This window comes from Rahnella sp. PAMC25559, from assembly GCF_050632365.1.
Lineage (GTDB): Bacteria > Pseudomonadota > Gammaproteobacteria > Enterobacterales > Enterobacteriaceae > Rahnella > Rahnella rivi.
In genome coordinates this window covers 676,033-690,653 of sequence record NZ_CP192543.1, presented here as the reverse complement: position 1 = coordinate 690,653, position 14,621 = coordinate 676,033, and the positions used below count along the sequence as shown (strand labels likewise).

Here is a 14,621-nt window from a genome sequence, read left to right as displayed (position 1 = left end):
CACTTCACTTCCCGCACAATTCCCCCTTAACGCCCGGTTCCAGCAGATAATCGAGGCACCACTGGCAGACTTTGCCCATGCCGTCGGAGCGGGCGGCGAGGAACAGTTGTGTCGCATGTTTATGTTCCTGCATCGGTTTTTTCACCAGCCGGCCATTGTTGAGTAACGGCAGGGCGAGGTGATGAGGCAGATAGCCGATGCCGGTATTGCGCTCGATAAGGGAAATGGCGATGGCAAAATCAGGGACGAACAAGGGTTTTTGCCCCTCGAGCAGCCATGCCTGCTGATGGGCAAAATTCACTGCCGTATCGCGAATGCACACCGCCGGATACTGCCGCAGCTCGGCGTTGGTCAGCGGCTGCATCAGCGTTGCCAGCGGATGCTGCGGGCCGACGACAAAATCCCATTCCAGCTGGCCGAGACTTTCGGTGATCACCCCTTCGCTGCCCGGCACGTTATGCGGCGCGCCAATCACCAGATCGGCCCGTTTACTGTAAAGCGCGTCCCAGCAGCCGTTGTAGACCTCAACGTTCAGCGACAGCCGCGTCGAGGGAAACGCCCGCTCAAAAGCACTGATAAAATCCACCAGCACCGGCACCGGCACGATGTTATTCACCGCGATGATAAATTCCTGCTCGACGCCTTCATGGATAAGGGCGGTGTTGCGTTTCAGGGCATCGAGATCGCTCAAAAGGGTTTTGCTGTGGCGGATAAAATAGTGCCCGGCAGGCGTCAGTTCAATGTGATTGCCTTTGCGGATAAACAGCGCCACGCCGAGGCTTTCCTCGAGCTTTTTCACGGTATAGCTGATGGCAGAAGGGACTTTGTTCAGCTGATCGGCGGCGGTGGTAATGCTCTGGTATTTCGCGACCAGATGGACGATACGAATACTTTCATCAGAAATCAGCATACAAAGGCGCTCCTGCCATAAAAAAAGGAAACCCGTCGTCATGACGGATTTCCTTAATTATGCCGTATTTTACCCTTTTCGCCGTCAGTGCTTTTGCATCCGGCTAAACAGCGCATAACACACGCAGGCCACCAGAATTGAATCCACTGACGGAATGGTGGTGAGCGTCATCATGCCTTTTACCGTCATGAAACCGGCGGCGGAACCAAGCAGCCAGGCGACAAAAGTCAGTAACTTGATTGGTGGCTCGCGGGTCAGGACCTCTGCCTGATAACCGTTGCGACGGTACAGGAAGAAATCTGCGATATAAATCCCGGCCACCGGCGGGGTGGCGATCCCTAAAAACAGCAGGAAGGGGATGAACCACGCCATGATGTCCATGCTGCCGATAATCGCCGCAAGCACGCCCAGCGCCAGCGTAATCTGCCATTTAGGGAAACGGGTCAGCAGGGTGGAAACCACCAGTGTGCCCTGGAACATATTCCCCGCATTGCCGGTGATACAGGCAAAAATCAGCAACATCGCCGCCGGCAGCACCGCGCCGAAAACAGCCATCGCCCCGAGAAGGGAACCCTGACCGCTCAGCGCGCTCGGCATGGCCCCGGCCCAGTAGAGCAGCGGATACGCCACCAGAAACGCGGCGGTTGCGGCAATCAGCGCATGTTTGCGGTTATGCACAAAACTGCCGAAATCGGGCAATGTCGCGACCAGCACAATAATGGTGCCGACCACGGTAGACACCGCCACGCCGGTGTTCATCTGGCTGAGGCTGTCCGCCACCGGCGCGTGGCCGTGCATCGCCACATACAGGATGTAAACCAGCACCAGCGCAATCACCGGCACGGCGACCTGCGCGATTTTGCCGAGGACCGCAAAACCGAACGCCGTCGAAGCAACAAACACGCCGCAGCCGAGCGTCACCAGCAGCGGCACGGGCACGTCCAGCCCATGCTCTGCCAGCAAATCATGGACTGAATGGCCGAACATATTGGCGGTGACCGCAATCCAGCCAAACAGGCTGACGGCCATCAGAATGTTAATCGCCACCGCGCCTTTTTCACCGAAGGCATATTTCACAATGCCGTAGGTCGGCAGGCGGGCTTTTTCACCCACGCAGATGGTGATGGCCGCCAGCAGCGTGAGAATAATTCCGCCGAGCGCCACCACGGTAATCAGCTGCGAACCTGACAACTGATTGCCCAGACTTGATGAAGAAAGCAAAACCGGTGTGACGGCAATGCCCAGTAATATCATGGCGATACGCAGGCCTGACGCCGTATTCGGTGCATTTTCTGTTTTACGCATAACCCAATCCTTTTCAGTGAAGGCCGTTCTCTCAGCGGGTGTGATGATGCCCGGTATACTGGCGCCAGCCGCCGGTCGCGGTGATGTCGGTTTGTCCTTCCACCAGCCAGGGTTCTGCCAAAACGCCCAGCACTTCGCTGCCGTCCTGCAACTTCACTTTACCGATGCTCAGCCCTGCCGGTTCGCTGCTCAGCAACGCGGCGAAAGAAGCGGGCGGCAGCGCCCAGATTTCCAGGCTGACGGTGTTTCCGCCCTGCTGAACGCGGATCATCCCCGGATGACGGTCGTTGATGGTCCACAAACGGTAATGGGCATCGGTGCTGTCTTCGCGCACGAACACGCCGCCCGCGCCGGTCATGTTCGGGTTCAGTTCCAGACCGCGCATCAGCGTGCCGTTCACTGCCAGTAAAATAGTGTTTTCCATGTTGATATCCTTATTTTAATTATGTGAAATCCAGGTGCCGGTCTGATGATTCAGGGCGGCTTTAATCGCTTCCGGGCTGGTGATCAGCCCTTTGGCGTGTTTTCCCTGTTGCTGGCTGTTGTTGATAAATTTCACGATGGCCTCGACTTTCGGCTGCATGCTGCCCGCGCCAAATTGCCCTTCGCGAATAAACGTTTCGGCCTGTTCCACGCTGAGATTGCTCAGCCATTGCTGCTGCGGCGTGCCAAAATTCACGGCGACCTGTTTCACGCCGGTCGGGATCAGCAGTAAATCCGCACCGAGTTGTTCCGCTAACAGCGCTGACGCCAGATCCTTATCAATCACCGCTTCCACGCCCGTCAGTTGCTGATGCTCATCGCGTACCACCGGAATACCGCCGCCGCCGCAGGCAATCACAATGCAGCCCTGTGCCAGCAGCGTGCTTAGGGTCTGGCGCTCTAAAATGTCGAGCGGCAGTGGCGAAGGCACGGTTCTGCGCCAGCCGCGTCCGGCGTCTTCGGCGATGGTCCAGCCGAGTTCCTGCTGACGCTGACGGGCGGTCGCTTCATCCATAAATGCACCGACCGGTTTAACCGGATTTTGAAACGCCGGATCCTGCGCGCTGACCAGCGTTTGCGTTACCAGCGCCACGACCGGGCGCGAAATGCCGCGTTTTTGCAGCTCGTTCAGCAGGGCTTTCTGGAACATATAGCCAATCGCCCCCTGCGTATCGCCGACCGCGTAATCAAGCGGCACCGGCGCCACTTCACCGGCAGCCAGCTCTGAACGGCGCAGAATAAACCCGACCTGCGGGCCATTACCATGCGTGAGCACAACGTCCCAGCCCGCTTCAATCATGTCCACAACCGGACGCACGCTCTCAATCACCGCCTGATACTGATCGGGAATACTGTTTTTGTGTTCATCGGCGATCAGGGCGTTTCCGCCGACGGCCACTACGGCTAAAGGTGTGTTCATGCCGGGATCTCCTGAGAAAGCGCCTGAAGTGCATCGGTAAAGCAGGACATCGGTGCGGTAGTGATCCCCGCGCCAATCTGGCCGACACCCGCCAGTTTGTGGGCGATACCGGTATTGATGATCGGAAGGATGGCGCGGTCGGCGACTTTACGGGCGTCGATGCCTGCCGCCGTCGGCGCGAAGTTCAGTGCGGGCAGGGTAAATGCCGGATTGCCGCCGAGAGTGATCAGCTGCATTTTACGGCTGTTACTGGAGGCATCCGCAGGCGTGCCGCCGACAAATTTGACGATGGCCGGAGACGACGCCATCGCGAAGCCGCCGACACCGGCGGTTTCGGTGATCGCGCTGTCGCCCAGATCGGCGGCGGCATCTTCCACGCCGTAACCGGGGAAGAACAGGCCTTCTACCGGATTGGCCGGAGCCTGATACCAGCGGTCGCCGGTGCCGGAAAGAAGTATGCCGAAGTTAACGCCGTTACGCGCCATTACCGTGACCATCGAGCTGTAAGGCACGTCCGCCGCCGCATCCATCATTGCCTTACAGGCCGCCATCGACAGATTGAGGAAGAAGTGATCGTTACCGGTGATAAACGCCACGCAGCGCTGAAGCTGTTCAGCGGGCAAATTGCATTCCAGCAGCGCCGGAACCAGACGCTTGATCAGCAAACCGGTGGCTGCCGCATTGCGGTTATGCACTTCATCGCCCATGTGCAGCGCCTGCGCCATCAGCGGTTTCAGTTCCATCTCACCGAGTTTTAGCACCGCCGCTTTCATCGCCGGAGCCAGCTCTTTTGCCATCCAGCGCAGACGATCCAGAACTTCTTCGTTATTGGCGCCAAAGCGTAAAACTTTGCCAAGACCTTCGTTGAAATTGCTGAATGCCAGTTTGCCGTTGGTTTTGTTTTCAATCACCCACAGCGGCATCGACGGGCTGATAATACCGGCCATCGGACCGACCGCGTGATAGTGGTGACAAGGCTCGAGCGCAATGTTGCCCGCTTCAATCATCTGCTCTGCATTCTGATGACCGGTTGCCCAGCCTTCGTAAATCACCGCGCCGATAATCGCGCCCTTCACCGGGCCGCACATGTCGTGCCAGGCAATCGGCGGGCCGGAATGCAGAATGAGTTTACGCTCGCTCATGGCCGGAATGGCCTCGCGCGCGGCCAGCACATCCACCAGCGCCGGTTGCGCGCTGAGATAGCGGGCAAACGCCACGTCGTTGGCTTTTTCGACCAGTGGGTGGCGCAGTAATTCCGCCAGACTCAGACCGGCAGCGATATCGCCCAGCGCAGGCGGCTGCCAGCTCAGCGGCACCACGTCGCCACCGGCGGTTTTCAGGTTTTCAGCAAAGCTGTTCAGGCCGGCATTGACCACGCAAAGTGGCTGATTGAGTAACGTATTCATTATTTTTCTCCCTTCTTTTCTGCCTGAATGCGGGCAATCTGGCTGGCCCACAGCGCGGCCTGTGCGTTGCATTCAGCAATCACCACACCTGCCTGGCGCAATGCGTCGATCTGACGTGAACGTTGTTGCGGATCGGCTTCGGTGCCGCAGACGTGGGCGACCAGCAGCGGACGCTGATCGCGCGGATGCTGTGCGAGGATTTCCAGTAATTCCGCTGCCGGTTCGGCGGCCGCGCCATAACCAAGCACCAGATCGAACAGCAGAACGGCGGTTTGCGGGTCACTGAGTTCAGCGGCAATGCGCTGATTGCGCAGTGTCGGGTCGATCATCGGGTGCGGTTTGCCACGGGTGTAATCGTCGTCGCCCATGTCGATCAGGGTGTGGCCGCTGCTGCGCCACACGTCATCCGGTTTTTTGTTGCCGGTAACCGGCGTATTGGATGCGGCGTGAAAACCCTGTTGCTGACAAATCAGCTGGCTTTCATAACAGAAGGTGCCTCCGGCAAAGACGCCGCGAATATCGGTGCGCGTCGCCGGTAAGGCGTGGCATTGCTCAGGGCGGATGATTTCACCGAAAGCCGTCACGGATGGCCTGCCGTCGAGCAGCGCCACTGCCTTACCGGCGGCTTCTGCGAGAGTGGTTGCCGGGAAAACGCGATCGCGGGCGATATCTGCCGCATCTGCGCCGAGGAAATTCACCACCACCGGCTTGCCGCAGGCGCTGGCCTGTTCCAGGATGCGTTCGGCGACGGCGCGGGCCGGGGGTTTGGAAATCAGCACAATCACTTGGGTATCCGGATCGCCTGCCAGCATGTTCAGGCCGTGCAGCATGGAAATGCCGCCGATCTCTTCATGCAGGTCGTGGCCGCCGGTGCCGAGTGCCTGAGAGATCCCCGCGCCGAGATGATCCACGCGGCAGGTCACTTCCTGCACGCCGGTACCGGACGCGCCGACCACGCCGATCGCGCCACGTTTCACGACGTTAGCGAAACCCAGCGGCATCCCGTTAATGATCGCGGTGCCGCAGTCCGGCCCCATCACCAGCCGGTTCTTTACGTGTGCCAGCGTTTTGATCTGTTTTTCCTGCGCCAGACTGACGTTATCGCTGAACAGCATCACGTTCATGTCCAGTTGCAGCGCCTTAATCGCCTCGGCGGCGGCGTAATCACCCGGCACGGAAATCAGCGCCAGATTGATGTCGGGATGGCGTTCCAGCGCCATATCCAGACTCACCAGATTTGGCGCGAAAACGCCGTCTGTGGCGGCTTCCTGCGGTTTGCTGCTGAGCAGTTCGCGCGCCAGCGCCATCGCCTCTTTACAGGCCGCTTCATCGCCTTTGACTGCAATAATCAAATCGTTTGGACCGGCTTTGATATCCTGACCCAGACCGGCATCCGCCAACTGCGCCAGATTGGTTTGCGTGCCCATCACCACAGAGGCCTGTTCGATGCCCGGCTGTTTGCTGATGTTGGCGGAGATTTGCATCAGCGACACCGAGTCCTGATACATATTGCTGAAAACCTGAGAAATGACACTCATAACTAATACCTGTGCTTACTGCCTGTTTTTTCAGGCAAAGGGATCCCCTGCCGGCGCGCAGGGGGCAACCGGCATGAAGAGAAAAAGAGTGAGTTACAACGTGGTCTGTAGCGTGCGCATTCCGTGCAGAAGGCCTGCCAGACAGTCAGTGCCTGAACTGGCACCAAACTGCATGACGTTCTGCGCCGCGCTGCGCACTATGTCGTCGCTGGCCGGTGTGGCCAGCAGCATCAGCAGGTCACAAAGTGGCTCAGAGAAATGCCCGTCCAGCGCGCGGCGCAGGTAATGCGCGCTGATATCGTTGGTGCGCGTCAGATGGCTGGCGATGATCTCCTGCATCAGCCGGTAATGTCGGGCGATGCGCGGCGCCGTCTGCCAGCGCCACAATCCGGCCAGATAACCGAGCAGATAATCGTCGCCGTCCGGCGTCAGCCCGCCGCCGAAGCCGATCAGCCGTAACACCTGAAACGTCAGCTTTTCTGCGCTGTCCTGCGCAAAAATATGCGGCTGGCGTTTCGTGCTGTCACCGCCGGGCAGCAGCATCAGTTCACTTTCCACCGGCTGTTTGATCAGCGCTTTCACCAGCGTGGCGTAGTGTTGTGGCCGCTGTTCGGGCGGCACCGGCGTTATCTGCGGCTGCCAGATTTCTGCGTGATCCAGCCCGGTTAATTCGCCGGTCATTCGTCGCCAGTCCCAGCCGTGTGGAAGCTGAACCCGGATGGCATCCGGCAAATTCGGGTAGCGGCTGGCATCGAGCAGCGTCAGTAACTGCCCGTCATCCGCCATCAGGTTCATTGCGTGCTGAAAGCGGCTGTGCGCCGTCAGCGGCTGCGCGAAGCGGTCTTTAGCCAGATAGCCGAGCGAGACGACGGGCAGTTGCACGTTATGCCTTTAAGCCGTTGATGATGGCGTTCGCGTCGCTGACCCAGCCGAAAATCGCGCCCTGCGCTTTGATCATTTCCAGCGCGGATTTCTGGAACTCCGGGAAATAAGATCCGACGCAGTCCTGAGGAATAATGCATTCAAAGCCACGGTCATTGGCCTCGCGCACGGTGGTGGTGACGCACACTTCAGTGGTCACGCCGCAGACAATCAGGGTTCTGATACCGTGGTTTTGCAGCACCAGATGCAGGTCAGTCTGATAAAACGCGCCTTTGCCCGGCTTATCGATAACCGGCTCACCGGCAACCGGATACAGCTCAGGAATGATGTCGTGACCGGCTTCGCCGCGCACCAGAATGCGACCCATCGGACCGTCAGTGCCGATAAACGTCTGGCCGCCACGGGTCAGTTTAGCCGGAGGACAATCGCTCAGATCGGCGCGATGGCCTTCGCGGGTATGAATGACCAGCATTCCCTGCGCGCGGGCGGCATCCAGCACTTTTTTGCACGGCGCAATCGCCGTGCGGACTTTCGACACGTCATTGCCCAGCGCTTCGCCAAACCCGCCGGGCTCAACGAAATCGCGTTGCATATCAATCATCACTAACGCTGTCGTTTGCGGGGCAAAGGCTAACGGGAAGGGTTCTGCCTGAAATTGATGCGTAGTCATCGTTACTCTCCTGAACATCCGATGTGGGGAAAAGAAGTATCTGTGCGCAAGTATAGAGAGGCGATGAAAGGGTGACAGCGAAATGATTTTCCGGTGAGCGCCGAATATTTTGCAGCAGGATTTTTAGCCGGAAAGAAGTGTGAGATGCCGCAAACCGCGACGGCGAGCAGCAAATAATTTGATGCTGACCCGCCGCTGGCGAGAAGTTTTTTGTTGAAGGAGTGTGATGAGCGCTAGATTGCCACCAGCCCCCGCACGCCTTCGGCCTCCATTTCCTCTCCGCGACCGCGTTTGACGATGCTGCCGCGCGACATCACCAGATAGCTGTCGGCCAGTTCGGCGGCGAAATCGTAGAATTGTTCGACCAGCAGGATCGCCATGTCGCCGCGGGCGGCGAGCTGTTTAATCACCGCACCGATTTCTTTGATCACCGACGGCTGAATGCCTTCGGTCGGTTCGTCGAGGATCAGCAGGTTCGGTTTGCAGGCCAGCGCGCGGCCAATCGCCAGCTGTTGTTGCTGGCCGCCGGACAAATCCCCGCCGCGTCGGTGTTTCATTTCCAGCAGGATCGGGAACAGATGGTAGATTTCATCCGGCACCTGCTTTGCCTGGCTGCCGGAAAAACGCGACAGACCCATCAGCAGATTTTCTTCGACGGTCAGGCGCGGAAAAATTTCGCGTCCCTGCGGGACGTAGGCAATTCCCGCCTGCACGCGCTGGTGCGGTTTGCGGGAATTGATCACCTGATTTTGCCAGCTGATGGTGCCGGATTTCGCCGGGATCAGCCCCATCAGGCATTTCAGCAACGTGGTTTTACCGACGCCGTTGCGCCCGAGCAGGCACGTCACTTCGCCGATTTTTGCCTCAAAAGACAGGCCGCGCAGAATATGGCTGCCACCGTAAAACTGATTCAGTTCATTTACCTGCAACATATTGCGATTCCTCAGCGCCCTAAATACACGTCGATAACCTGCTCGTTGGCCTGCACGTCGCGCAGTGAACCTTCGGCCAGCACCTGCCCCTGATGGAGCACCGTCACGTGGTCGGCGATGTTTTCCACAAACCCCATATCGTGCTCGACCACCATCAGCGAATGTTTGCCCGCCAGCTGTTTGAACAGCTCGGCGGTGTATTCGGTTTCGGCATCGGTCATGCCCGCCGCCGGTTCGTCGAGCAGTAATAAATGCGGCTCCTGCACCAGCAGCATGCCGATCTCCAGAAACTGTTTCTGACCGTGGGACAGCAACCCCGCCGGGCGATGGCGTTCCGCCGCCAGACGCAGCGTGCCCAGCATTTCATCAATGCGGTCGCGCTGTTCGCTGTTCATTTTGGCGCGCAGGCACGCCCATACCGATTTATTGGTTTTCTGCGCGATTTCCAGATTTTCGAACACCGTCAGCGCTTCAAACACCGTCGGTTTCTGGAATTTCCGCCCGATGCCGGACTGCGCGATGCGCACCGGATCAAGCTTCGTCAGATCGGTGCGCTGATCGTAATAAACGCGGCCGCTTTGCGGTTTGGTTTTGCCGGTGATCACGTCCATCAGCGTGGTTTTCCCTGCGCCGTTCGGGCCGATCACGCAGCGCAGTTCGCCGACGCCGATGTTGAGCGACAAATTGGTCAGCGCCTTAAACCCGTCAAAACTGACGTTGATGTTTTCCAGCTGCAAAATCGGGTCGGTCTGCGCGCGGTGGCGGTCCGCCAGGTGCGGCTGGGTAAACAGGTCTTCGGTCATGGTCATCGGGCTCATCAGGATTTCCTCTTACGCAGCAGGCCAATCACGCCTTGCGGCAGGAACAGCGTCACCAGAATAAACATGCCGCCGAGGACAAATTGCCAGTATTCGGGAATGGCGACGGTGAACCAGCTTTTCGCGCCATTAACGATGCCTGCGCCGATAACCGGACCGATCAGCGTGCCGCGCCCGCCGAGTGCCACCCAGATGGCGGCTTCGATGGAGTTGGTCGGTGACATTTCGCTGGGGTTGATAATGCCGACCTGCGGCACGTACAGCGCGCCCGCCAGACCGCACAGCATGGCGGAAATCGTCCACACGAACAGCTTGAAACCCTTCGGATCGTAGCCGCAGAAAATCAGCCGGTTTTCGGCGTCGCGCACTGCCGTCAGCACGCGGCCATATTTACTGCGCGCCAGCGCGAATCCGAGCGCGAGGCTGGCGACCAGCACCAGAACCGTCGCCAGAAATAATCCCACGCGCGTGCCGGTGGCGGTGACCTGAAAGCCGAGCAGGGTGGTAAAACCGGTGAAGCCGTTATTGCCACCGAAGCCGGTTTCATTGCGGAAAAACAGCAACATACCGGCGTAAGTCAGCGCCTGCGTCATGATCGAAAAGTACACGCCTTTGATTTTCGAACGGAAGGCGAAATAACCGAACACAAACGCCAGCGCGCCCGGCACCAGTACGATCAGGCACAGCGCCCAGGCGAAATGCTGGGTACCCGCCCAGAACCACGGCAGTTCGGTCCACGACAGAAACGACATAAAGTCCGGCAGCCCGCTGCCTGCGGCCTGGCGCATCAAATACATGCCCATCGCGTAGCCGCCGAGCGCGAAAAACAGCCCGTGACCGAGCGACAGCAAACCGGCGTAGCCCCAGACCAGATCGAGTGCGATCGCGACGATCGCATAACAAAGGATCTTGCCGACCAGCGTCAGCGTGTAAGTGGAGATCGCCAGCGGGTTGCTGGCGGGCAGCAGCGCCAGAAACGGCATCACAATCAGGAGGATGAGCACCAGCGTGCCCACCGAAATCGCAATCTTCGGCGCTTTTTGTACGCCGGTAATCGTCAGCGGCTGGCTCATTAGTCAATCACCCTGCCTTTGAAGGCGAAGAGTCCCTGCGGACGTTTCTGGATAAACAGGATTATCAGCGCGAGGATCAGGATTTTGCCCAGTACCGCGCCGATTTCCGGCTCAAGAATTTTGTTCACAATGCCCAGACCAAAGGCCGCCACCACGGTGCCAGCCAGTTGCCCGACACCGCCGAGCACCACGACTAAGAAGGAATCGATGATGTAGCCCTGACCGAGTTCCGGCCCGACGTTACTCAGCTGCGACAGCGCGACGCCGCCCAGACCGGCGATGCCGGAGCCGAGGCCGAACGCCAGCATATCGACGCGGCCGGTCGGCACGCCGCAGCAGGCCGCCATCGCACGGTTTTGCGTCACGGCGCGCACGTTCATGCCGAGCCGCGTTTTATTGAGCAGCAGCCAGGTCAGACCGAGCACCAGCAAGACAAAGATGATCACCGCGATGCGGTTGTACGGCAGCACCAGATTGGGCAGCAGCTGAATGCCGCCGGAGAGCCAGCCGGGATTCGCCACTTCGACGTTCTGCGCGCCAAACAGCACGCGCACGCCCTGGATAAGGATCAGGCTGATGCCCCAGGTCGCCAGCAGGGTTTCCAGCGGGCGACCGTATAAATGGCGGATGACGGTGCGCTCCAGCGCCATACCCATTCCGGCGGTGATGAAAAAAGCCACCGGCAGCGCGACCAGCGGATACAGCGCCAGCAGCCCCGGCGCGTAATGCTGAAACAGCGACTGCACCATGTAGGTCGAGTAAGAGCCGAGCATTAACATTTCGCCGTGCGCCATGTTAATCACGCCCAGCAAACCGTAAGTGATCGCCAGACCGAGCGCGGCGAGCAGCAGAATTGAGCCGAGAGACAAGCCGGTAAACGCCTGACCCAGTAAATCGCCGATCAGCAGACGATGCTGCACCGCTTTCAGGCTGGTGAGCGCGGCGTTACGCACTGTCGCATCTGGCTCAGTTTTCGGGTCGGTCAGGCTTTGCAGACGGCCTTGTGTATCCGGATCGCCCGAGGTGCCGAGCAGCTCAACGGCTTTCAGGCGCACCTGCGGGCTGGCGTCGGCGAGCTGTAAATTCGCCAGCGCGATGGAAAGGGCATCGTGCACCGTGCTGTCTTTTTCCAGCTCAAGACGACGGGTCAGCAGCGGCAACTGATCGGCCTGCGCGTCGCGCTGTAAGGCTTTGGCGGCCTGCAAACGAACGGTGCTGTCGGTGCTCACCAGACGGTGCGCGGAAAGTGCATTGGCGATCAAAATTCGCAGGCGGTTGTTCAGCCAGACTTTTTTGGCTTCGCCCTGGGGTTTAACGTCGCCTTCCAGCGGCGTCAGTTGATCACCATTCTGTGTGAATGCGTGTTTCGCTTCGTCGATGACGACGTTTTCCTGCTTCAGCGCCTCGAGCAGCGGCAGCCTTTCCGGCTGCGGATCTGCCGCCCATTGCTGCAATAACGTGGCCTGCTGGCTGCGGCTGGCGGCAGCAAAATCGTTGGCCGGACCGGCGTGAACAAGCCATGGCAGGCAGCCAAGCAGGAAAAACAGAGATCGAAGTAAAGTTTTCATCATGTTTTCGCCATAAAAGTAATACCTCTGGGAGCGCGGGCTTGCAGCCTAAGACCGCGGGCTTGCAGCCCACACCCGCTAAGACCTTGGGCTCGCCGCCCAAACTGGCTTAAACCGCGGGCTTGCAGCCCATACCCGCTAAGACCTTGGGCTCGCCGCCCAAACTGGCTTAAACCGCGGGCTTGCAGCCCACACCCGCCAGGACCTTGGGCTCGCCGCCCAAACTGGCTAAGACCGTGGGCCTGCAGCCCACACCCGCCCAGAAGGAGCGCCAAGGCGCGCCCCTTCTGGACATCCCGCGCCTTTTTGTTTGTGACACCGACAGCTATCGCTGCTGGCAGGGAACGTGTTTCAGAGACTTCCGTTCACGGCGCAAACGGCGCCGCTGCGCGGTGCTCTCATTTCAGGTTCGGACCCGCCCGGAAAAAGACCCGTGCGGTTTCTCACCGTTCATTCGCCGCCGTTTTGAGTGCGCCTTTGAGGCATTTTTAAGGTCAAAACAGACCTGCTCTGCTATTTTTTTTGACTTACATAGCCATTAGGCCGCATTCAAAAATTCCGCTGAGCAAGAGGTTCGAGACCTATGGCTCGAACCCGCCGCGAAGGTACCGCGTCGCGGCGGTATTTTGCGGCGAGAACGGATGCTCCTGGAACACGGTGCCTGTATGGCGCGATGCTGTCGGTGTCTCAGAGAAAAAACGCAGGATTCCAAAGGAGGCACGTTTATGCCTCCTTTGGGCCAGTTTGGGCGGCGAGCCCAAGGTCTTAGGCAGTTTGGACGCCAAGCCCAAGCTCTCAGCGTGCCTGCTCCCATCCCTAATTAGTCGTTTTCACCGGGGTATCTGGCTTCTTATCGTTCCCAACGATGTACGGACTCCACGGCTGGGCGCGGACCGGTTTGTCGGTCTGCCAGACCACGTTGAACTGACCGTTGGATTCGATTTCGCCGATCATCACCGGTTTGTGCAGGTGGTGGTTGGTTTTATCCATGGTCAGCGTGAAACCGGACGGGGCGGCGAAGGTTTGGCCGGCCATGGCGGCGCGGACTTTATCCACGTCCGTCGTACCGGCTTTTTCTACCGCCTGCGCCCACATATGGATGCCGACGTAGGTCGCTTCCATCGGGTCGTTGGTCACCGCGTTATCGGCGTTAGGCAGTTTGTGAGCCCTGGCGTACGCCTTCCATTCGGCAACGAATTTCTTGTTGGTCGGGTTATCGACGGACTGGAAGTAGTTCCACGCCGCGAGGTCACCAACCAGCGGTTTGGTGTCGATGCCGCGCAGTTCTTCTTCACCAACCGAGAATGCCACCACCGGCACGTCGGTCGCTTTCACGCCCTGATTCGCCAGCTCTTTGTAGAACGGCACGTTGGAATCGCCGTTGATGGTGGAGATCACCGCCGTTTTGCCGCCTGCGGAGAATTTCTTAATGTTGGAAACGATGGTCTGGTAATCGCTGTAACCGAACGGCGTATAGACTTCTTCGATGTCGCTGTCTTTCACGCCTTTGGAATGCAGGAAGGCGCGCAGAATTTTGTTGGTGGTGCGCGGATAAACGTAGTCGGTGCCGAGCAGGAAGAAGCGTTTGGCGGCGCCGCCGTCTTCACTCATCAGATATTCCACCGCCGGAATGGCCTGCTGGTTAGGCGCGGCGCCGGTGTAGAACACGTTTGGCGACATCTCTTCGCCTTCGTACTGCACCGGATAGAACAGCAGACCGTTCAGCTCTTCAAACACCGGCAGCACGGATTTGCGCGATACCGACGTCCAGCAACCGAACACCACCGCGACTTTATCCTGCGTCAGCAACTGGCGGGCTTTTTCGGCGAACAGCGGCCAGTTAGAGGCCGGATCAACCACCACCGGTTCCAGCTTTTTGCCGAGCACGCCGCCTTTGGCGTTGATGTCGTCAATGGTCATCAGCGCGATGTCTTTCAGCGGCGTTTCTGAAATCGCCATGGTGCCGGAAAGGGAATGCATGATCCCGATTTTGATGGTGTCGGCTGCCTGCGCGCTCCAGGCTAACCCCATGCTGACTACGGTGGCGGACAGAGCAAAGGCTTTAATAAAACGTCGACGTTGCATAGATGTACCCTCGAAATGAAAAGATGATTAAG

At 58.8% G+C, this 14,621-nt stretch carries 13 protein-coding genes; all 13 read right to left on the bottom strand.

From position 1 onward, the window contains the following. Positions 1-4: 4 nt before the first annotated feature. The 13 genes from ACQZQY_RS04515 to urtA all read right to left on the bottom strand — a co-directional run bounded on the left by ACQZQY_RS04515 (position 5) and on the right by urtA (position 14,589). Positions 5-910 carry a LysR substrate-binding domain-containing protein gene (locus tag ACQZQY_RS04515; RefSeq protein WP_056777160.1) on the bottom strand — a complete coding sequence of 302 codons (906 nt, stop codon included), beginning with the start codon at positions 908-910 and terminating at the stop codon, positions 5-7. An 84-nt stretch (positions 911-994) separates the two neighbouring features. After that, the gene (locus ACQZQY_RS04510; protein WP_431296686.1) at positions 995-2,215 is read right to left on the bottom strand and encodes a cytosine permease; all 1,221 of its coding nucleotides are present in this window, start codon (positions 2,213-2,215) and stop codon (positions 995-997) included. A 31-nt stretch (positions 2,216-2,246) separates the two neighbouring features. Continuing rightward, entirely contained in the window at positions 2,247-2,639 is a 393-nt protein-coding gene (locus ACQZQY_RS04505) for an allophanate hydrolase-related protein (protein ID WP_056775786.1), read from the bottom strand. Positions 2,640-2,654: 15 nt separating this feature from the next. Next, positions 2,655-3,617: a carbamate kinase gene (gene arcC / locus ACQZQY_RS04500; RefSeq protein WP_183849882.1), complete on the bottom strand. Its 963-nt coding sequence runs from the start codon at positions 3,615-3,617 to the stop codon at positions 2,655-2,657. Beyond that, complete coding sequence (locus ACQZQY_RS04495; RefSeq protein ID WP_431296685.1) at positions 3,614-5,023, bottom strand: DUF1116 domain-containing protein; 1,410 nt, start codon at positions 5,021-5,023, stop codon at positions 3,614-3,616. Before ACQZQY_RS04495 ends, arcC begins: the two co-directional genes overlap by 4 nt. Beyond that, positions 5,023-6,561 (bottom strand): acyl-CoA synthetase FdrA, encoded by a 1,539-nt coding sequence (gene fdrA, locus ACQZQY_RS04490; protein WP_431296684.1) that lies wholly within the window; start codon positions 6,559-6,561, stop codon positions 5,023-5,025. Before fdrA ends, ACQZQY_RS04495 begins: the two co-directional genes overlap by 1 nt. Before the next feature lie 93 nt (positions 6,562-6,654). After that, on the bottom strand, positions 6,655-7,443 hold the full coding sequence (locus ACQZQY_RS04485; protein WP_431296683.1) for a DUF2877 domain-containing protein: 789 nt from the start codon (positions 7,441-7,443) through the stop codon (positions 6,655-6,657). Position 7,444: 1 nt separating this feature from the next. Beyond that, positions 7,445-8,113 (bottom strand): cysteine hydrolase family protein, encoded by a 669-nt coding sequence (locus ACQZQY_RS04480; RefSeq protein WP_390973658.1) that lies wholly within the window; start codon positions 8,111-8,113, stop codon positions 7,445-7,447. Between the two features lie 233 nt (positions 8,114-8,346). Beyond that, entirely contained in the window at positions 8,347-9,045 is a 699-nt protein-coding gene (urtE, locus tag ACQZQY_RS04475; protein ID WP_414070279.1) for an urea ABC transporter ATP-binding subunit UrtE, read from the bottom strand. An 11-nt stretch (positions 9,046-9,056) separates the two neighbouring features. Next, on the bottom strand, positions 9,057-9,854 hold the full coding sequence (gene urtD / locus ACQZQY_RS04470; protein WP_431297152.1) for an urea ABC transporter ATP-binding protein UrtD: 798 nt from the start codon (positions 9,852-9,854) through the stop codon (positions 9,057-9,059). An 8-nt stretch (positions 9,855-9,862) separates the two neighbouring features. Next, positions 9,863-10,936, bottom strand: a complete 1,074-nt coding sequence (gene urtC, locus ACQZQY_RS04465) for an urea ABC transporter permease subunit UrtC (protein WP_122097190.1) — start codon at positions 10,934-10,936, stop codon at positions 9,863-9,865. Next, positions 10,936-12,504: an urea ABC transporter permease subunit UrtB gene (urtB, locus tag ACQZQY_RS04460; protein WP_122097581.1), complete on the bottom strand. Its 1,569-nt coding sequence runs from the start codon at positions 12,502-12,504 to the stop codon at positions 10,936-10,938. Before urtB ends, urtC begins: the two co-directional genes overlap by 1 nt. Before the next feature lie 816 nt (positions 12,505-13,320). Further along, positions 13,321-14,589 carry an urea ABC transporter substrate-binding protein gene (gene urtA, locus ACQZQY_RS04455; protein WP_056775768.1) on the bottom strand — a complete coding sequence of 423 codons (1,269 nt, stop codon included), beginning with the start codon at positions 14,587-14,589 and terminating at the stop codon, positions 13,321-13,323. Positions 14,590-14,621 lie beyond the last annotated feature (32 nt).

Excerpts from the sequence above, each read along its gene's own strand:
- arcC (WP_183849882.1), bottom strand. The coding sequence starts at position 3,617 with ATGAACACACCTTTAGCCGTAGTGGCCGTCGGCGGAAACGCCCTGATC.
- ACQZQY_RS04495 (WP_431296685.1), bottom strand. The coding sequence starts at position 5,023 with ATGAATACGTTACTCAATCAGCCACTTTGCGTGGTCAATGCCGGCCTG.
- fdrA (WP_431296684.1), bottom strand. The coding sequence starts at position 6,561 with ATGAGTGTCATTTCTCAGGTTTTCAGCAATATGTATCAGGACTCGGTG.
- ACQZQY_RS04505 (WP_056775786.1), bottom strand. The coding sequence starts at position 2,639 with ATGGAAAACACTATTTTACTGGCAGTGAACGGCACGCTGATGCGCGGT.
- ACQZQY_RS04510 (WP_431296686.1), bottom strand. The coding sequence starts at position 2,215 with ATGCGTAAAACAGAAAATGCACCGAATACGGCGTCAGGCCTGCGTATC.
- urtB (WP_122097581.1), bottom strand. The coding sequence starts at position 12,504 with ATGAAAACTTTACTTCGATCTCTGTTTTTCCTGCTTGGCTGCCTGCCA.
- urtE (WP_414070279.1), bottom strand. The coding sequence starts at position 9,045 with ATGTTGCAGGTAAATGAACTGAATCAGTTTTACGGTGGCAGCCATATT.
- ACQZQY_RS04480 (WP_390973658.1), bottom strand. The coding sequence starts at position 8,113 with ATGACTACGCATCAATTTCAGGCAGAACCCTTCCCGTTAGCCTTTGCC.
- urtC (WP_122097190.1), bottom strand. The coding sequence starts at position 10,936 with ATGAGCCAGCCGCTGACGATTACCGGCGTACAAAAAGCGCCGAAGATT.
- urtA (WP_056775768.1), bottom strand. The coding sequence starts at position 14,589 with ATGCAACGTCGACGTTTTATTAAAGCCTTTGCTCTGTCCGCCACCGTA.
- ACQZQY_RS04515 (WP_056777160.1), bottom strand. The coding sequence starts at position 910 with ATGCTGATTTCTGATGAAAGTATTCGTATCGTCCATCTGGTCGCGAAA.
- urtD (WP_431297152.1), bottom strand. The coding sequence starts at position 9,854 with ATGACCATGACCGAAGACCTGTTTACCCAGCCGCACCTGGCGGACCGC.